Here is a 20,090-nt window from a genome sequence, read left to right as displayed (position 1 = left end):
ATTGATACATGACATCACAAGGTAGAAGCAGCAATTGATACAGGAGGGAATCTTATGGAAGTTGATTATTTAGTTGCAGAAATAGGTAGTACTACTACTTTAGTGACGGCTTTTAATGTACAGCGTGATAAGAATGACAAAATTTTTGTAGATACTCCTTTTCAGGGTAAGGCATGTACAACAGTGCTGGATGGTGACGTGACTATAGGACTAAAAAACGCAATAAAAGATATTGAAAATAAAATAAATGAATCACTTTTGTGGCGAAAAATGTTAGCCACCAGCAGTGCAGCTGGTGGGCTAAAAATTACTGTACACGGTCTCATGGAACAGATGACTGTTAAGGCAGCAAAGGAAGCTGCCTTAGGGGCCGGTGGCATTATTAAAATGGTTACTGCTGGCAAAATGAGAAAGAGCGATATAAAAAGAATACATGACATTGATCCCAATATGATAATGATTGCTGGCGGCACAGATTATGGAGAAAGAGAGACTGCAATTTTTAATGCAGAACTTATAAGTGCAGAAAAGTTCAATAAACCAATAGTATACTGCGGCAATATTGAAAATAGAGAAGAAATAAAGGAAATATTTGAAGGTCAGGAGCTATATATTATAGATAATGTATATCCACGAGTAGATGAGTTAAATGTAGAGCCTGCAAGAAAGATAATACAGGATGCCTTTGAAAAAAACATTATAAAAGCTCCAGGCATGAATAAAATTAAGCAACTGGTGGATGGAAGCATAATGCCAACTCCTGGCGCTGTAATGGAAAGTTCAAAAATCCTCTATGACAAAATAGGAGACTTAGTGGTATTAGATGTGGGAGGAGCTACAACAGATGTACATTCTGTTACTGAAGGCAGTAAAGTGATTTTAGATATGCTAGTAAATCCGGAGCCCAAAGCTAAAAGAACAGTGGAGGGAGATTTAGGGATTTTTGTAAATAGTAAAAACGTCATAGAATTGCTTGATATAAGAGATCTTGGAGAATTAAATAAGGAATATATTGCTGAGCATATAAAAGCTATCCCTATTGAAAAAGAAGATATAAAAGCCAGTTGTTTGCTTACTAAAAAAGCTGTAGATGTAGCTGTAAATAGACATATAGGAACTATAAAAAGAAAATACAGCGGAGAAAGTGGCTTTATAGCTTATGGCAAGGATTTATCACAGGTTAAATATATAATAGGCACCGGTGGTGCACTAACAAGACTTCCTAGTGGTGAAAGAACACTCTTGGAAATAAGGTATTTAAAGGATGACATCACTATGCTTCCAAGAAAAGGTGCTAAAGCTTTAATAGATAAGGATTATATAATGGCTTGCGCAGGAGTATTGAGCAAAGAAGATAAGGAGGCATCAGAAGCGCTTTTAAGGCAGAGCTTAAATTTAGATAGCATTATTAAAGAGCTTAAATGATCAATTAATATTTAGTAAAAGGAGAAGTTATTATGAGGAAGGAGTACCCTTGTATAGATGTAAATCTTTCAAAAATAACACACAATGCAAAGCAGATACTATTCCTGTGTAATAAAAAAGGAATAGATGTTATTGGAGTTACTAAGGTTTTTTGTGCGGAATCCCCTATAGTACAGGCTATATTAGATGGGGGAGTTACACACATTGGAGATTCAAGAATACAAAACTTAAAAAAGATGAGCAATTTGGGTTGTAGAAAAACTTTATTAAGGATTTCTATGGAAAGCGAAGCGGAGGATGTTGTCAGGTATAGTGATATAAGTTTAAATTCTGAATTGGATACTATAAAAACCTTAGCAAAAGCAGCTAAAAGCTTAGGTAAAAAACACAATATTATATTGATGGTAGATGTTGGAGACCTGAGAGAAGGTGTACTTGAGGAGGATGCTGTTGCCGTAGTTAAGGAAATATTAAAACTAGACAGCATAAGTCTTATAGGTATAGGTACTAATGTTACATGCTATGGTGGAGTTCTTCCAGATAAAGATAACCTAGGCAAACTTATAAGGTTAAAAAGTGAGATCAAAGCTTTATGTAATATAGAGTTGCCAATAATCTCAGGTGGTAATTCAAGCAGCCTCTATATGGTTATGGATAACACTATGCCAGAAGAAGTTAACCAATTAAGAGTGGGTGAAGGTATTGTACTAGGAAGGGAAACATCCTTTGGGAAATTAATACCTGGTTGTTATGATGATGCTTTTATATTAAGTGGAGAAATAGTAGAGATAAAAGATAAGCCAACTGTTCCTAAAGGTAAGATAGGTATGGACGCTTTTGGCCAAAAACCTAATTTTGAAGATAAAGGAATACGAAAAAGAGCTATTGTAGCTATAGGTAGACAAGACATAAAAGTAGATGGGATTATTCCTTTAGATAATAATATAAGTATTTTTGGTGCTAGCAGTGATCATTTGATTTTAGACGTTACAGATAGTACAAGACCTCTTAGAGTAGGAGATATCATAGATTTTAAAATGGATTATGGATGTCTTCTTGCTGCTATGACTTCATTCTACGTAAAAAAATATTATGAAGAAGAACTGGCTGTAGCTAGTATGTCTTAGAAGGTAAAAATTAAATTAAATATATTTAGGAGGAATTATTATGAAAAGAAATGTAAAAGTTGTTATTTGGGGATTTGGAGCAATGGGTAGTGGTATGGCAAAAATGCTTTTAAAGAAAAAAGGTGTAGACATTGTTGGAGTATGCGCTAGAGGTGAAAAAATAGGAAAGAGCATATATGAATTATTGGAAATGGAAAGAGGAGATAGACCAGAAGTTATAATAAATTCTGATATTGAAAAAATATTAACTGAGACAAATCCAGATGTATGTCTTTGTGCAACAGATTCATTTACAAAAGAAGCGTTTCCAAAATTAAAGGTTGTACTTGAAAATAAAGTAAATGTAATTTCAACAGCAGAAGAAATGGCATATCCATATGCTCAAGATCCAGAGATTGCTTCAGAGATTGATAAAATTGCTAAAGAAAATGGAGTTAGTATACTCGGAACTGGTATAAACCCAGGTCTTATGATGGATTTACTTGTGCTTTGCTTAACTGGATGTATGGAAGATGTTGAACATATTGAAGCAAAAAGAGTAAATAGTTTGTCACCATTTGGACCATTTGTTATGAAGGAACAGGGTGTTGGTACTACTGTTGAAGAATTTGAGAATGGAGTTAAAAATGGTACACTTTCTGGACATGTTGGCTTTGCTGAATCAGCAGCAATGATTGCTGACGGGCTTGGCTGGAAGATTGAAAAGTTTGAGCAGCAAGTGAAACCAATAGTCACATCAATTGACAGAAAATCACCATTTGGATTTGCAAAGGCTGGAGATGTTGCTGGTGTTAGTATGACAGCTCAGGGATGGGCAGATGGAGAGGTTAAAATAGACTTAATTCATCCACAGCAGATTGAACCAGAAATGGAAGGAACAGAAACAGGAGATTATATAACAATTAAGGGAAACCCAGCTATTCATATGGCAAACAAACCAGAAGTTGATGGAGGAATAGGAACAATTGCTATGTGTGTAAATATGATTCCTCACGTAATTAATGCTGATGCAGGGCTTAAGACAATGATAGACCTTCCGGTTCCAAGAGCTATTATGGGAGACTTTAGAGATTTTATAAAAGATAGAGAGTAATTGTCTTAAAGAATACTATATAGTTTAAGCTTATAAGCTACTCTAGAAATTGTAATCAAGAAATAAGGGAGCGCGAATAATGTCAGCAAATAGAAATTCTATCTTTAGAACTAAATCTATTGAAGAACTACTGGCACAGGCATCAGGTAAAAGAGCACTAAAAAAAGTGCTTGGTCCCTTTGAATTAATAGCTTTAGGAATTGGCTGTATTATAGGAACAGGAATATTTGTACTTACAGGGGTTGCAGCAGCCAATTATGCAGGACCAGCACTTATTCTTTCTTTTGTATTCTCAGGTATAACTTGTACATTTGCAGCATTATGTTATGCAGAGCTTTCTGCTATGATTCCAATAGCGGGTAGCGCGTATACCTTTGGATATGTTGGATTGGGTGAAATTTGGGCATGGATTATAGGCTGGGATATTATATCTGAGTATATAGTTGCTCTTTCAACCGTTGCAGTTGGATGGTCAGCATACGTAGTGACACTACTTGAATCAGCAGAGATACATCTTCCTTCAGCATTATGCAATCCTCCAGGACAAAATGGCGGTATAATCAATCTTCCAGCAATTTTAATTATATTTGTTATAATGCTGCTACTAATAAGGGGAGTCAGTGAAAGTACTAAATTGAATAACTTGTTAGTTATAATAAAGTTAGCTGTTGTAGTTTTATTTATAGTTTTAGCAGTCGGACATGTTAATCCAGCTAACTGGCACCCATTCTTTCCATATGGAATTAATGGCGTTTTTAAAGGAGCTGCAATCGTATTCTTTGCATATTTAGGATTTGATGCTGTAGCAACAGCGGCAGAAGAGGTTAAAAATCCTCAGAGAGATTTACCAATAGGTTTAATTGGAGCACTTTTAATTTGTACAACTTTATATATTATAGTTACAGCTATACTAACAGGGGTAGTGCCTTACATTCAATATAAGAGTATAGCAGCTCCAGTGGCCTTTGTATTATTAAAGATAGGTATTAAATGGGGTTCAGCATTAGTATCTGTTGGAGCAATCTGTGGCATAACTTCAGTACTGCTAGTTACGATGTATGGAGCAACTCGTATACTATTCTCACTATCAAGGGATGGATTAATACCACAGATAGTTGCAGATGTTCACCCTAAGTTTGGGACACCGGTAAATAGCACAATTTTAGTTGGTGCTATAGCAGTAGTTCTTGCTGGATTTTTGCCAATAACGAGATTAGCTGAGCTAGCAAATATGGGAACACTTACAGCCTTCTGTATGGTTTCTGCATCCGTCATAGTTCTTAGGAAGAAACGACCAGATATTCAGAGAGCATTTAAATGTCCAGGAGTCCCCCTTATCCCTATAATAGCTATGTTATTTAGTCTATATTTAATTTGGTCATTGCCTACAATCACTAAAATAGTATTTTTAGTATGGTTAACAATAGGAGCATTTGTGTACTTTGGATATGGTAAAACACACAGTGTCATGAATAATATAGAAAAACCATCCTCCTATGATATATAACATAAAGTATGATGAAATTTACAAACGACAATGGTAATTAAATATTGATAGTTTTGCATAAATTTAATTTAGAAATTGTAAAGAAAATATTGATGTATATTATACATCAATATTTTCTACTAATAATCAAGTAATTTAATAAAAATGGGGGGCCTAAAATTGAAATTACAAGAAAAGATTTATAGCACATTAAGGGAACTAGTGTCAGTTCCAAGTGTATCAGGTACAGAAGGCGAAAAGCTTATATCTCAAAAAATACACAACATATTATCAGAAATTTCTTACTTTAAAGAAAATAAGAATAATTTCGGACTGGGCGAAATAGAAGGAGATCCTTTAGGAAGAAAATTTGTATGGGCTCTTGTAAATGGGAAATATGAATCAAAAGACACAGTAATATTAACAGGACATATAGATGTAGTTGAAGTAGAAGAGTATGGACAATTAAAAGATATTGCTTTTAATGTAGAAGAATGCACAAAAAGAATTAATGAGTTAACTTTAGACAATGAAGCACTAAGAGATCTTAAATCTGGCAAGTGGATCTTCGGAAGAGGAACTGCAGATATGAAATCTGGTATTGCTATAGATATTGAGATTATAAGAGAATTTAGTGAAAATAGAAATTTCAGAGGAAACATATTGTTTTTAGGAGTACCAGGAGAAGAAAGTAACTCAGAGGGGATGATAGCCTCAGTTCCTTTTCTTGTAAATCTTCAGGAGAAAATGGGATATAACTATGTTGGTGCAATTGTATCTGAATGTAGTATACCTAAAAATAAAGATGAGAAATTCAAAAGAATATATATGGGAAGTGTAGGTAAAGTAATGCCTTTATTTTTCTGTGTAGGCAAAGAAACACATGTAGGAGAGTCCTTTAAGGGCTTAAATCCTAATGCATTGGTGTCAGAAATAAATAGACTCTTAGAAGGTAGTCCTGATTTTTGCGATAAGGTTAACCAGACAACTACTCCACCGCCTATGGCGCTAAAACAAACAGATTTAAAGGAACTATATTCTGTGCAAAGTCCTCTATTAGCAGCAGCATACTATAATATATTAACCCTTAATATGTCGGAGGAGAAGATTATAAGTGATTTAGAAAAGTTAGCATTTAAGGCATTTAGCAATGTTTTAAATAGTGCTAAAGAAAAAAGAGAAAATTATATAAAAATGTACTGTGAAGAAATTCAATATATTGAAGTGGAACCTTGTGTTATGCTTTATAAAAAATTACTTTCAGAAGTTAAGACTAAGAATAAAGATTTTGAAAGTTATATTAAAGAAAAAGTTAAGGTTTGGAAAAAGGAAAAGAAGGACAATCAAACCATAGCCATAAATATAGTAAAAGAAACCTATGAAAAGTATGAAAATAAAAAGCCTATGATAATAGTTTCTTTTATTCCTCCATACTATCCTCATAGACATTTAGAAGATAAAGATGAAAAGAGTAGAAAATTTATAGATGCTATAAATGCAACAATAGAATATGCTGATGAAAAATTCAATGAAAAAATTATTAAGGATGACTTTTTCATGGCTATATCTGATCTAAGCTATGCAGGATGTGAGAAAAATAAAGATTTAGATAATCTGTCTTCTAATATTGTTGGATATGGAGTGAATTATGACTTACCATTAGAAGATTTAAGTAAGCTTGATATTCCAGGAGTAGTATTTGGAGGAGAAGGCAAAGATTTTCATAAGTCTACTGAAAGGCTAAATGTTCCATACTCTTTAAATGTAATACCGGAGCTATATAAGCACATAATTAACTCTCTTCTTAGTGTACCTGTACATTAGCGATGTTAATATTAAAGGTGTATGGGAATAAATTGTATGTTTAATTGGTTTAAGTTATAGGGTATTGATAGATAAAAATTTTTTAATAAATATAAGGGGGCTATTTTATGAACATATTTAGAAAAAGGAGCGTAGCGGACTTTAAAGAGGCAATAGAAGATAGTGGTCTGCGAAAACAACTGACTGCATTTGATATAGCAGCTCTTGGAATTGGGTCAGTAATAGGAACTGGTATATTTGTTGCTACAGGTCAGGGGGCACAGCTGGCTGGTCCTGCGGTTACAATATCCTATATAGTAGCAGCAATAACCAGTGCCTTATGTGCTCTTACTTATGCAGAACTCGCTACTATGTTTCCAGTTGCGGGAAGTACCTATTCTTATACCTATGTTGCTTTTGGTGAGATTATAGCATGGATTATCGGATGGAACCTAATACTTGAATATACTGTTGTTGCGGCGGCTGTTGCATCAGGATGGTCATCAACTTTAGTTGGAGTTTTTGAAGCTTATAACATTCATTTACCTGCAATGCTAATAAAGTCTCCACTGGTTGGTGGAATTGTAGATTTACCTGCTATCTTAGTTATTGCTTTTATAACATGGTTACTTTACATTGGTGTATCAGAAAGTGCAAAAGTAAATAATATAATAGTTTTTATAAAGGTATCTGTAATTATTGTTTTTATAGTTCTTGGAGCAACGCATATAAATGTTGCTAACTATCATCCATTTTCACCTTATGGAACTAAAGGAATAATGTCAGCTGCTGCAATTATATTCTTTGCGTATATCGGTTTTGATGCTGTTTCTACTGCAGCAGAAGAAACAATCAACCCTAAAAGAGACATCCCCCTTGGGTTAACTATTTGTTTAACTGTAATTATCATATTATATGTAGCTGTTTCATTAACGCTTACAGGAATGGTTCCTTTTAAAGAAATTGATGTAGAAAATGCTCTTCCTGCTGCTTTGAGAAGAATAGGAATAAGTTGGGGTTCAGCACTTGTTGGTGTAGGAGCTGTTATAGGAATGATTTCTACTCTTCTTGTAACTATATATGGACAAGTTAGAATATTTATGGTTATGTCAAGAGATGGGTTAATACCAAAATCATTAGCCAGAATATCTAAAAAATATGGAACACCTGGAATATGTACTATAGCAACAGGTGCTTTAACAGCTGTTATAGGAGGATTTTTACCACTGACAGTACTTATGGATTTATGTAATATAGGAACTTTGTCTGCATTTATAATTGTATCTATAGGTGTTATTATTTTAAGAAAAACTATGCCGAGTGTAGAAAGAAAGTTTAAATGTCCAGGTGTTCCTTTTACACCGGTTTTAACTGTATTATTCTGCTTTTATCTCATGTATAGTTTACCTGGAGTTACATGGATTAGATTCGGAGTATGGACGATAGTAGGTATAGCAATTTATTTCTTATATGGAGAAAAACATAGTACATTAAATAATGTAAGTAGTAGTCTAGAAGTGAATAAAAAGGAAACTGAAGAGAAAATGTAATAGAATCCTTAATAGAAGGTATTAAATGATATAATATATAACCTTTGTCACCAATATTTAAAAAGATTATAGTAAATAAGGAAGATGATTTCTGTGCTGAATAGGAGTCATCTTCTTTATTATGCAAAGAAGTTTGTAACATACCAATAAGAATTACTATTCTACATATTATTATTTTAAAATCTAATTTTCGATGATATAATTTTATCAAACAGCTTTTTGTAGAGAAAGTAATTCTGTTTGTATGAAATATAAAATCTAAAAAGTAATAAATTGAATATTGTGATTTATATAGAATAAAAAATTTTAGTAGAATTCTACCCTAGTTGTACATGGTTAAACCACTCAATTGTTCTAGTTAGAAATATCTGTTTTTTCAGCAGTAGTAGTCATTTCATCTATAGGCAAATCGTATTGGCATTGCAAATAACAAATAAATATAAAAGAGGTGGTACTAAATGTTTGAAATAGATAGTTATTGTGAAATATTAAATAGATCACACCGCAGATGTATCGAATATGGTATAGAAAAGGATAGAGTTTTTCCTGTAAATATACTTAAAGGTAAAGAATTTAATATAATCTTAGAAAAAAATAATGAGCTGATTAAAGTTGCAAAACCATTTATGGAAATACTTTATGACTTCCTAAGAGGTTCAGGATTTTCACTATATATAACAGATAAGGATGGTGTAGTTCTTACTATAATAGGGGATGAGGATATAATAGAAGGTCAAGCAAAAACAGGAATTGTTGTTGGCTCAGATATGAGTGAAAAAAGCACTGGCACTAATGCTATAGGTACAGCGCTTTATGAGAATTGCTCAGTTCAAACTTCAGGAGAAGATCATTTTATAACTGCATATTATGCTTGGACGTGCTCAGCTGCGGTTATCCATAATGAATATGGAGATATAATTGGATGTCTTAATTTGACAGGAAGGCGCCAATTAGCTCATCCTCATACCTTAGGTCTTGTAGTTGCAGCGGTAAAATCTATTGAAAATCAGCTAAAGGTTGAAAAAACTCAAAATGAGCTATTTAAGGCTTATCAATATTTAAATAAAGTCATGAATTCCATAGATTCAGGGATTTTTGCCGTAGATACTAATGGAGCAATAAGAGCTATGAATAATAGTGCATTTAACATGTTAGAGCTTAAAGAGGAAGAGATTATAAACAAAAATGTGGGCAATATTTTAGATAACTGGGAATATATACTTGATCGGCTTAGAACAGGAGAGGCTTATGAAAATAAAGAAATCATGTATTCTGGTAGTGCCGATGGTAATGGAAAGAAAAGATTTAATTTAACTGTATATCCTATAAGAAATAAAGCTGGTAGCATAACAGGGATGGTAGGTATGTTTAAGGATATGCAAAATGTATATAATTTAGTTAACAAGTATACGGGTAAGACTGCTACTTATACTTTTGATGATATAGTTGGCAAAAGTGAAAAAATTTTAAAGGTAAAAGAACAATCAAAAAATATATCCAATAGTCCTTCTACAGTACTTATTCAAGGAGAAAGCGGGACAGGGAAAGAACTTATTGCTCAGTCAATTCATAATAACAGTAATAGAAGAAATAATGGATTTGTGGCAATAAATTGTGGAGCTATACCGAAAAGTCTTATAGAAAGTGAACTCTTTGGATATGAAGAAGGTGCTTTCACAGGTGCAAAGCGAGGCGGACATCCTGGAAAATTTGAGCTTGCTAGTGGAGGTAGTTTATTTTTAGATGAAATAGGAGAAATGCCTTTGGATATGCAGGTAAGTCTTTTAAGAGTATTACAAGAGGGGTGTGTTACAAGGGTAGGTGGAAGCAAACATATAAATGTGGATGTAAGAATTATCGCAGCTACAAACAAAGATTTAAAAAAGGAAGTAGAGAAGGGGACCTTCCGTGAAGATTTATACTATAGATTAAGTGTAATTCCCATATATGTACCTCCGCTAAGAGAAAGAGAAGGGGACATAGAGATACTTATAAATCATTTTTTAAAAGCTAAAGCTATTAAATTAGGTAAGCCTATACCGAAGATAAGATACGATATATATGAAAAGCTTATAAATTATACTTGGCCTGGGAATGTTAGGGAAATGGAAAATTGTATTGAAAATATTGTGAATATGGATGGGAATACTTCTTTTACTTTTGAAACAAAAACTTTAGAAAAAGAACAATTAAATTATAGTATAGAAGCATTAGAATACAATATGTGTTCCCTAGAAGAATGGGAGAGAAAAGCAATAATTAATTGTATAGATAAATGCAAGGGAAATATAACTAAAGCTTCTAAAGTCTTAGGTATAAATAGGAGTACATTATATTCAAAAATAAATAAATTTAAATTGTTAAAACAATGTAAAATCGATTTTTAAAATGTATAAAAACACAACAGTGTTGTAAAAAACAACAATAATTTTTCTAAAAATGTTGCTTTTTACAACATTTTTTTACAACAATTTTAAATATAATAAGATATTGTGTAAATTCAAGGCATTTCGGTTTGTGAAAACTTTGGCATGACAATTGCTTATTAAAAATAAGTATACAAAGCTAAGAAGTGATTATTAAATATATAGTTTTTGTATAGTGAAAAAATATTTTTATTAATTAAGATTATTATTGAAAATGTTTAACAAAGTTAATAGTTTATCAATGATAATTAATTATAGTTAATTATTAGGAGGTTGTCGTCATGAAAGGTTTTGCAATGCTAAGTATTAACAATGTTGGATGGATTGAAAAGGAGAACCCAGCAGTAGGTCCATATGATGCTATTGTACGTCCATTAGCTGTATCACCGTGTACATCTGATATTCATACTGTTTTTGAAGGGGCAATTGGGGACAGACACAATATGATCTTAGGACATGAAGCTGTAGGTGAAGTTGTAGAAGTTGGTAGTGAAGTCAAAGACTTTAAACATGGTGATAGAGTTGTTGTTCCAGCAATAACTCCTGATTGGAGATCATTAGAAGTTCAAGAAGGATTCCATCAACATTCAAATGGTATGCTTGCAGGATGGAAGTTTTCAAACTTTAAAGATGGTGTATTTGCTGAATACTTCCATGTAAACGATGCTGATATGAATCTTGCGCTTTTGCCAGATGAAATATCAGTAGAAAATGCAGTTATGATAACAGATATGATGACTACTGGATTCCATGGAGCAGAAATGGCAGATATACAATTGGGATCAAGTGTTGTAGTTATAGGTATTGGAGCAGTTGGGTTAATGGCAATAGCAGGTTCAAAATTGCGTGGTGCAGGTAGAATTATAGGTGTTGGAAGCAGACCAACATGTATAGAAGCTGCAGAATTCTATGGAGCAACAGATATTGTAAATTATAGAAACGGAGATATAGTTAAGCAAATTATGGACTTAACTAAAGGAAAGGGTGTTGATCGTGTAATCATGGCAGGTGGTGGTGTTGAAACACTAGCACAGGCAGTAGCTGTGGTTAAGCCTGGTGGAGTAGTATCAAATGTTAACTATCATGGAAGTGGAGACAGTCTTCCAATACCTCGTTTAGAATGGGGATGTGGAATGGCGCACAAGAAGATAATTGGAGGACTTTGCCCAGGCGGACGTCTTAGAATGGAGATGCTTATAGACCTTGTAAAATACAATCGCGTTGACTTAAGTAAATTAGTTACACATGTGTTTAATGGGTTCGAACATGTTGAAGAGGCACTTTTATTAATGAAGGATAAACCAAGAGATTTAATTAAACCAGTAGTTATAATAGATAAATAATTATTACACTCTCCTTTGTTAATTTTTGTAATCAAGGGTGAGTGTAAATTTAATTTATACTGTATATTAATTTTTATATTTAGATATAAATATGGAGGAATAGGTATGTTCAAAATATTAAACAAAAGAGAATTAGCTCCTAATATCTATCTAATGGATGTAGAAGCTTCAAGAGTTGCTAAGTCATGTTATCCAGGACAATTTGTTATAGTAAAGATGGATGAAAGAGGAGAGAGAGTACCTCTAACAATTTGCGACTATGATGCAGAAAAAGGAACTGTAACTATAGTGTTCCAAACACTTGGTGATTCTACTAAGAGAATGGCAGAATATGAAAAAGGTCAAAATTTTACAGATTTTGTAGGACCATTAGGACAAGCATCAGACCTTGTTCATGAAGATATAGAAGAGTTAAAGAAAAAGAATATAATTTTTATAGCTGGCGGTGTAGGTACAGCACCAGTGTATCCACAAGTTAAATGGCTTCACGAAAATGGAGTCGATGTAGACGTTATCGTAGGATCTAAATCAAAGGAATATTTATTACTTGAAAAAGAAATGATGGCTGTATGTAAACATTTATATGTTGCTACAGATGATGGAAGTTACGGATATAAAGGACTTGTTACAAACTTATTGAAGGAACTTATAGATAATGAAGGTAAGAAATATGACCACGTAGTAGCTATAGGACCGATGATCATGATGAAATTTGTTGCTAAGCTTACAAAAGAGTATGGAATTAAGACTGTAGTAAGCTTAAATCCAATAATGGTTGATGGAACAGGAATGTGTGGTGCTTGTAGAGTAACAATTGGCGACGAAGTAAAATTTGCTTGTGTTGATGGCCCAGAGTTTGATGGACATCTAGTAAATTTTGACGAAGCAATGAGAAGGCAAGCTATGTATAAAACTGAAGAAGGAAGAAAAATTCTAAGAGAAGTTGAAGGCGATACTCATCATGGAAAAGGCTGTGGATGCGGAGGTGACAAATAATGGACAGAATGAAAAGAATACCAATAAGAGAACAAGATGCAAAAGAAAGAAGCACTAATTTTGCTGAAGTTTGTTTAGGATACACTAACGAAGAAGCAATGGAAGAAGCATCAAGATGCTTAAATTGTAAAAACCCTAAGTGTGTAGGTGACTGTCCTGTATCAATAAGCATACCAGAGTTTATATTAAAGGTTAAGGAAGGAAACTTCGAAGAGGCAGCTAAGAGTATAGCTAAGTCAAGTGCACTTCCAGCAGTATGCGGAAGAGTATGTCCACAGGAATCTCAATGTGAAGGAAAATGTGTACTTGGTATAAAGGGAGATGCTGTAGCTATAGGTAAGCTTGAAAGATTTGTTGCCGATTGGTCAAGAGAAAACAATATAGATCTTTCAGATAGAAAACCTAATAATGGTAAAAAAGTTGCTGTAATAGGAAGTGGTCCTGCAGGACTTACTTGTGCAGGAGACCTTGCTAAGCTAGGATATGAAGTAACTATATTCGAAGCATTACATGAAGCAGGTGGAGTTTTAGTTTATGGAATTCCAGAGTTCAGACTTCCTAAAGAAACAGTTGTTAAACACGAAGTTGAGAATGTTAAAAAGTTAGGTGTTAAGATAGAAACTAACGTTATAGTTGGTAGAACTGTTACAATAGATCAACTTGTAGAGGAAGAAGGCTTTGATGCAGTATTCATTGGATCAGGTGCAGGACTTCCTAAGTTTATGGGAATACCAGGAGAAAACTTAAATGGAGTATTCTCAGCTAATGAATTCCTAACAAGAAACAATCTAATGAAAGCATTTAAAGAAGGTTATGATACACCTATAAGAGTAGGTCAAAAGGTAGCTGTAGTTGGCGGCGGAAACGTTGCTATGGATGCTGCTAGAACTGCATTAAGACTTGGAGCAGAAGTTCATATAGTTTATAGAAGATCAGAAGCAGAACTTCCAGCAAGAGTTGAGGAAGTACATCATGCAAAAGAAGAAGGTGTAATACTAGACATCCTTACAAACCCTACAGAAATCATAGGAGATGAAAATGGATGGGTTAAAGGCATGAAGTGTGTAAAAATGGAGTTAGGTGAGCCAGATGCATCAGGAAGAAGAAAGCCTGTTGTTGTAGAAGGTTCAGAGTTTGTATTGGACGTAGATACAGTAATTATGTCACTTGGAACATCGCCAAATCCATTAATATCTTCAACAACTGAAGGACTAGAAATAAATAAGCATAAGTGTATAGTAGCAGAAGAAGAAACTGGTCTTACATCAAGAGCAGGAGTATATGCTGGAGGAGATGCCGTAACTGGAGCTGCTACAGTTATACTTGCTATGGGAGCAGGTAAAAAAGCTGCTAAGGCTATTGATGAATATTTAAAGTAAAACTTAAATAAACCTCTAATAAAAACAATTTGTTTTTATTAGAGGTTTATTAATTTAGTAAATAGAATTGAGATACACAAAGAAAACTATGTCTAGCGTATCCATATAATAAAAAACGAGATATTTAAAGAAAAATAAAGCATAACCCATTTAATTTAAAATAGTGATATATACATTAAATATTTAATAGCGTTAAAGATGATAAAATAACATTCGTCGCTTGGATAAGCGGCAAATAAATGAACAAAAGTTAACAAGAAAAATGTTGTTGACATTAAGGAATTGTTCATGATATCATGTGAAAGCTGTTAAGAACGACAGAAAATAAAAATCTTTCAAATGTTCTTGACAAGGTGAAATAAACATGATAAGCTACGTAAGCAGTCGATAGAGATCGACATGATCCTTGAAAATTAAACAGAGGTTAAAAGTCAAGATGACTTTTATTAAGTAAACTAAACCAGCAATTCTTTTGAACTACTTGTTAGTAGTCAAAAACAACAGTAATGAGCATTCAAACTTTTAAATTGAGAGTTTGATCCTGGCTCAGGACGAACGCTGGCGGCGTGCCTAACACATGCAAGTCGAGCGATGAAGCCCTTCGGGGTGGATTAGCGGCGGACGGGTGAGTAACACGTGGGTAACCTGCCTCAAAGAGGGGGATAGCCTTCCGAAAGGGAGATTAATACCGCATAACATTAGTTTTTCGCATGGAGAACTAATTAAAGGAGCAATCCGCTTTGAGATGGACCCGCGGCGCATTAGCTAGTTGGTGAGGTAAAGGCTCACCAAGGCGACGATGCGTAGCCGACCTGAGAGGGTGATCGGCCACATTGGAACTGAGACACGGTCCAGACTCCTACGGGAGGCAGCAGTGGGGAATATTGCACAATGGGCGAAAGCCTGATGCAGCAACGCCGCGTGAGTGATGAAGGCCTTCGGGTTGTAAAGCTCTGTCTTTTGGGACGATAATGACGGTACCAAAGGAGGAAGCCACGGCTAACTACGTGCCAGCAGCCGCGGTAATACGTAGGTGGCGAGCGTTGTCCGGATTTACTGGGCGTAAAGGATGCGTAGGCGGATTTTTAAGTGAGATGTGAAATACCCGGGCTTAACTTGGGTGCTGCATTTCAAACTGGAAGTCTAGAGTGCGGGAGAGGAGAGTGGAATTCCTAGTGTAGCGGTGAAATGCGTAGAGATTAGGAAGAACACCAGTGGCGAAGGCGACTCTCTGGACCGTAACTGACGCTGAGGCATGAAAGCGTGGGTAGCAAACAGGATTAGATACCCTGGTAGTCCACGCCGTAAACGATGAGTACTAGGTGTAGGAGGTATCGACCCCTTCTGTGCCGCAGTTAACACAATAAGTACTCCGCCTGGGAAGTACGATCGCAAGATTAAAACTCAAAGGAATTGACGGGGGCCCGCACAAGCAGCGGAGCATGTGGTTTAATTCGAAGCAACGCGAAGAACCTTACCTAGACTTGACATCTCCTGAATTACTCGTAATGGAGGAAGCCCTTCGGGGCAGGAAGACAGGTGGTGCATGGTTGTCGTCAGCTCGTGTCGTGAGATGTTAGGTTAAGTCCTGCAACGAGCGCAACCCTTATCATTAGTTGCTACCATTAAGTTGAGCACTCTAGTGAGACTGCCCGGGTTAACCGGGAGGAAGGTGGGGATGACGTCAAATCATCATGCCCCTTATGTCTAGGGCTACACACGTGCTACAATGGGTAATACAAAGAGAAGCAATACAGTGATGTGGAGCAAAACTATAAAATTACCCTCAGTTCGGATTGTAGGCTGAAACTCGCCTACATGAAGCTGGAGTTGCTAGTAATCGCGAATCAGCATGTCGCGGTGAATACGTTCCCGGGCCTTGTACACACCGCCCGTCACACCATGAGAGCTGGCAACACCCGAAGTCCGTAGTCTAACCGTAAGGAAGACGCGGCCGAAGGTGGGGTTAGTGATTGGGGTGAAGTCGTAACAAGGTAGCCGTAGGAGAACCTGCGGCTGGATCACCTCCTTTCTAAGGAGTCGACAAGATAGGTAATTCTATCTTGAAGGTTCGTTTACACTCTGTTTAATCTTGAGGGATTAGATTCCCTTAATACTTTTATGGGGGTATAGCTCAGCTGGGAGAGCACCTGCCTTGCACGCAGGGGGTCAAGGGTTCGAATCCCTTTATCTCCACCATAATTGTTCTTTGAAAATTGCACAGTGATATATAAAATGAAACTCACTCAGCAAAGCTGAGGAGTACTGATTCTTTAGCTAAATCGAAGATTTAGAAGAATCAGCAAAGTAAAGCTGAAGGTAAAACTACTTATTATATAAGTAAGTAACCTTTGTAGATTTTTAAGTTTCATGAGTAGAACTAGATTTTATGAATGAAACCAAGAAAATTGATAGAAGCAAGTAGATCGAGGAAAGACCCGAGCGAGGAGCGGAGTTTACTGACTGGTAAATGAGCACCACAGGGAGGGGCTTGACGAAGAGCTGCGAAGCTTATAGCAATTTTCGCTTAAATGGTCAAGCTACAAAGGGCGCATGGTGAATGCCTTGGCACCAGTAGTCGAAGAAGGACGTGATAAGCTGCGATAAGCTTCGGGTAGGCGCAAATAGCCTGTGATCCGAAGATTTCCGAATGGGGCAACCCACACTACTAACGTAGTGTACTATAAACTGAATTCATAGGTTTATAGGGATATACCCGGGGAACTGAAACATCTAAGTACCCGGAGGAAGAGAAAGAAAAATCGATTTCCTAAGTAGCGGCGAGCGAAAGGGAAAGAGCCCAAACCAGGAACTTGTTCCTGGGGTTGAGGACAGATCATAAACGAAAGTAGGAGTTAATTGAAGAGAGCTGGAAGGCTCCGCCGTAGAAGGTAACAGCCCTGTAGGTGAAAATGAAGACTTTTAGATCTGCTCCAGAGTACCACGAGACACGTGAAACCTTGTGGGAAGCAGGGAGGACCACCTCCCAAGGCTAAATACTAACTGGTGACCGATAGTGAAGCAGTACCGTGAGGGAAAGGTGAAAAGAACCCCGGGAGGGGAGTGAAATAGAACCTGAAACCGTGTGTCCACAACCGGTCAAAGCACTTTTACGTGCGATGACGTGCTTTTTGTAGAACGAGCCAGCGAGTTACGATATGTAGCAAGGTTAAGCACTTAAGGTGCGCAGCCGAAGGGAAACCGAGTCTGAATAGGGCAATAAGTTGCATATCGTAGACCCGAAACCGGGTGACCTATCCATGGACAGGTTGAAGCGGAAGTAAAATTCCGTGGAGGACCGAACCACGTTGGTGTTGAAAAACCATGGGATGAGCTGTGGATAGCGGAGAAATTCCAATCGAACTCGGAGATAGCTGGTTCTCCTCGAAATAGCTTTAGGGCTAGCGTTGAGAATGAGTAATGGAGGTAGAGCACTGAATGGGCTAGGGGCTGACAACAGTTACTGAACCCTATCAAACTCCGAATGCCATATACTTGAATCTCAGCAGTCAGACTACGAATGATAAGATCCGTGGTCAAAAGGGAAACAGCCCAGATCATCAGCTAAGGTCCCAAAGTGTAAGTTAAGTGGAAAAGGATGTGGGATTTCTAAGACAACTAGGATGTTGGCTTAGAAGCAGCCACTCATTCAAAGAGTGCGTAATAGCTCACTAGTCGAGAGATCCTGCGCCGAAGATGTCCGGGGCTAAAACTTACCACCGAAGCTATGGGCTCGAAAGAGCGGTAGAGGAGCTTCCTGTATGGATTGAAGTCGTACCGAAAGGAGCGGTGGACTGTACAGGAGTGAGTATGCTGGCATAAGTAGCGAGAAATAAGTGAGAATCTTATTGGTCGAAAACCTAAGGTTTCCTGAGGAAGGCTCGTCCGCTCAGGGTTAGTCGGGACCTAAGCCGAGGCCGAAAGGCGTAGGTGATGGACAATCGGTTGATATTCCGATACCGCCAACTGACGTTATTACAAATGGGATGACGCAGGAGGATAAGATGTGCACACTATTGGATGTGTGTCTAAGCACTTAGACAGACTAGACAGGCAAATCCGTTTAGTCAATGTTGAGGTGTGATGGGGAGCCCTTTCGGGCGAAGTATCTGATTTCACGCTGCCAAGAAAAGTCTCTATGGAGGAAGTTGGTGCCCGTACCGCAAACCGACACAGGTAGGTGAGGAGAGAATCCTAAGACCAGCGGAAGAATTGTTGTCAAGGAACTCGGCAAATTGACCCCGTAAGTTAGCGATAAGGGGTGCCTACGCAAGTAGGTCGCAGAGAATAGGCCCAAGCAACTGTTTAGCAAAAACACAGGTCTCTGCTAAAGCGAAAGCTGATGTATAGGGGCTGACGCCTGCCCGGTGCTGGAAGGTTAAGGGGAACACTTAGCGTAAGCGAAGGTGTGAACTTAAGCCCCAGTAAACGGCGGCCGTAACTATAACGGTCCTAAGGTAGCGAAATTCCTTGTCGGGTAAGTTCCGACCCGCACGAATGGCGTAATGACTTGGGCACTGTCTCGACAACAAATCCGGCGAAATTGTAGTGCAAGTGAAGATGCTTGCTACCCGCGATTGGACGGAAAGACCCCGTAGAGCTTTACTGTAGCTTAGCATTGAGTTTCGGTATTGTCTGTACAGGATAGGTGGGAGACTGAGAAGTAAGGGCGTCAGCTCTTATGGAGTCATCCTTGGGATACCACCCTGACAGTACTGGGATTCTAACCGGCGGCCATGAATCTGGTCACGGGACATTGTTAGGTGGGCAGTTTGACTGGGGCGGTCGCCTCCTAAAAAGTAACGGAGGCGCCCAAAGGTTCCCTCAGAACGGTTGGAAATCGTTCGTAGAGTGCAAAGGCAGAAGGGAGCCTGACTGCGACACATACAAGTGGAGCAGGGACGAAAGTCGGGCTTAGTGATCCGGTGGTTCCTCGTGGGAGGGCCATCGCTCAACGGATAAAAGCTACCTCGGGGATAACAGGCTGATCTCCCCCAAGAGTCCACATCGACGGGGAGGTTTGGCACCTCGATGTCGGCTCGTCGCATCCTGGGGCTGAAGTAGGTCCCAAGGGTTGGGCTGTTCGCCCATTAAAGCGGCACGCGAGCTGGGTTCAGAACGTCGTGAGACAGTTCGGTCCCTATCCGTCGCGGGCGTAGGAAATTTGAGAGGAGCTGTCCTTAGTACGAGAGGACCGGGATGGACTGACCTCTGGTGCACCAGTTGTTCCGCCAGGAGCACAGCTGGGTAGCTATGTCGGGACGGGATAAACGCTGAAAGCATCTAAGCGTGAAGCCCACCTCAAGATTAGATTTCCCATAGCGTAAGCTAGTAAGACCCCTTGAAGAACACAAGGTTGATAGGTCAGAGGTGTAAGCATGGTAACATGTTCAGCTGACTGATACTAATAGGTCGAGGGCTTGACCAAATACACATTCACTGTGCAATTTTCAGAGAACAAG

At 37.4% G+C, this 20,090-nt stretch carries 10 protein-coding genes, 1 tRNA gene and 2 rRNA genes; all 13 read left to right on the top strand.

Annotated elements, in window-relative coordinates:
- The first annotated feature begins 54 nt into the window (after window positions 1-54).
- Window positions 55-1,425, top strand: a complete 1,371-nt coding sequence (locus RCG18_RS00065) for a GlmL-related ornithine degradation protein (protein ID WP_308039420.1) — start codon at window positions 55-57, stop codon at window positions 1,423-1,425.
- 32 nt (window positions 1,426-1,457) lie between these two features.
- Window positions 1,458-2,552, top strand: coding sequence for an ornithine racemase Orr (gene orr, locus RCG18_RS00060; RefSeq protein ID WP_308039419.1), 1,095 nt, complete (start codon window positions 1,458-1,460; stop codon window positions 2,550-2,552).
- A 40-nt stretch (window positions 2,553-2,592) separates the two neighbouring features.
- Window positions 2,593-3,645 carry a 2,4-diaminopentanoate dehydrogenase gene (ord, locus tag RCG18_RS00055; RefSeq protein ID WP_308039418.1) on the top strand — a complete coding sequence of 351 codons (1,053 nt, stop codon included), beginning with the start codon at window positions 2,593-2,595 and terminating at the stop codon, window positions 3,643-3,645.
- Between the two features lie 79 nt (window positions 3,646-3,724).
- The gene (locus tag RCG18_RS00050; RefSeq protein ID WP_308039417.1) at window positions 3,725-5,152 is read left to right on the top strand and encodes an amino acid permease; all 1,428 of its coding nucleotides are present in this window, start codon (window positions 3,725-3,727) and stop codon (window positions 5,150-5,152) included.
- Window positions 5,153-5,311: 159 nt separating this feature from the next.
- Window positions 5,312-6,955 carry a M20/M25/M40 family metallo-hydrolase gene (locus tag RCG18_RS00045; RefSeq protein ID WP_308039416.1) on the top strand — a complete coding sequence of 548 codons (1,644 nt, stop codon included), beginning with the start codon at window positions 5,312-5,314 and terminating at the stop codon, window positions 6,953-6,955.
- A gap of 107 nt (window positions 6,956-7,062) precedes the next feature.
- Window positions 7,063-8,484: an amino acid permease gene (locus RCG18_RS00040; protein ID WP_308039415.1), complete on the top strand. Its 1,422-nt coding sequence runs from the start codon at window positions 7,063-7,065 to the stop codon at window positions 8,482-8,484.
- 458 nt (window positions 8,485-8,942) lie between these two features.
- Window positions 8,943-10,871: a sigma 54-interacting transcriptional regulator gene (locus RCG18_RS00035; RefSeq protein WP_308039414.1), complete on the top strand. Its 1,929-nt coding sequence runs from the start codon at window positions 8,943-8,945 to the stop codon at window positions 10,869-10,871.
- A 320-nt stretch (window positions 10,872-11,191) separates the two neighbouring features.
- A complete protein-coding gene (locus RCG18_RS00030; RefSeq protein ID WP_308039413.1) occupies window positions 11,192-12,253 on the top strand; it encodes an NAD(P)-dependent alcohol dehydrogenase in 1,062 nt (353 codons plus the stop codon).
- Between the two features lie 105 nt (window positions 12,254-12,358).
- Complete coding sequence (locus RCG18_RS00025; protein WP_308039412.1) at window positions 12,359-13,249, top strand: sulfide/dihydroorotate dehydrogenase-like FAD/NAD-binding protein; 891 nt, start codon at window positions 12,359-12,361, stop codon at window positions 13,247-13,249.
- Entirely contained in the window at window positions 13,249-14,628 is a 1,380-nt protein-coding gene (gene gltA / locus RCG18_RS00020) for an NADPH-dependent glutamate synthase (protein WP_308039411.1), read from the top strand. Before RCG18_RS00025 ends, gltA begins: the two co-directional genes overlap by 1 nt.
- Before the next feature lie 523 nt (window positions 14,629-15,151).
- Window positions 15,152-16,660 (top strand): 16S ribosomal RNA (locus tag RCG18_RS00015).
- Between the two features lie 91 nt (window positions 16,661-16,751).
- Window positions 16,752-16,827: transfer RNA gene (locus tag RCG18_RS00010), tRNA-Ala, on the top strand.
- 334 nt (window positions 16,828-17,161) lie between these two features.
- Window positions 17,162-20,056, top strand: a 23S ribosomal RNA gene (locus RCG18_RS00005).
- The 16S and 23S rRNA genes sit together here with 1 tRNA gene alongside, the layout of an rRNA operon.
- Window positions 20,057-20,090: the final 34 nt, after the last annotated feature.

The sequence above is a fragment of the Clostridium sp. OS1-26 genome (assembly GCF_030915445.1).
Classification (GTDB): domain Bacteria; phylum Bacillota; class Clostridia; order Clostridiales; family Clostridiaceae; genus Clostridium_AM.
Note: the sequence above shows the minus strand (reverse complement) of the source record. Positions and strands in the feature narration are given on the sequence as shown.

Bases quoted from the DNA above. Each gene is read 5' to 3' on its own strand.
- RCG18_RS00065 (WP_308039420.1), top strand. From the start codon at position 55: ATGGAAGTTGATTATTTAGTTGCAGAAATAGGTAGTACTACTACTTTA.
- orr (WP_308039419.1), top strand. From the start codon at position 1,458: ATGAGGAAGGAGTACCCTTGTATAGATGTAAATCTTTCAAAAATAACA.
- ord (WP_308039418.1), top strand. From the start codon at position 2,593: ATGAAAAGAAATGTAAAAGTTGTTATTTGGGGATTTGGAGCAATGGGT.
- RCG18_RS00050 (WP_308039417.1), top strand. From the start codon at position 3,725: ATGTCAGCAAATAGAAATTCTATCTTTAGAACTAAATCTATTGAAGAA.
- RCG18_RS00040 (WP_308039415.1), top strand. From the start codon at position 7,063: ATGAACATATTTAGAAAAAGGAGCGTAGCGGACTTTAAAGAGGCAATA.
- RCG18_RS00035 (WP_308039414.1), top strand. From the start codon at position 8,943: ATGTTTGAAATAGATAGTTATTGTGAAATATTAAATAGATCACACCGC.
- RCG18_RS00030 (WP_308039413.1), top strand. From the start codon at position 11,192: ATGAAAGGTTTTGCAATGCTAAGTATTAACAATGTTGGATGGATTGAA.
- RCG18_RS00025 (WP_308039412.1), top strand. From the start codon at position 12,359: ATGTTCAAAATATTAAACAAAAGAGAATTAGCTCCTAATATCTATCTA.
- gltA (WP_308039411.1), top strand. From the start codon at position 13,249: ATGGACAGAATGAAAAGAATACCAATAAGAGAACAAGATGCAAAAGAA.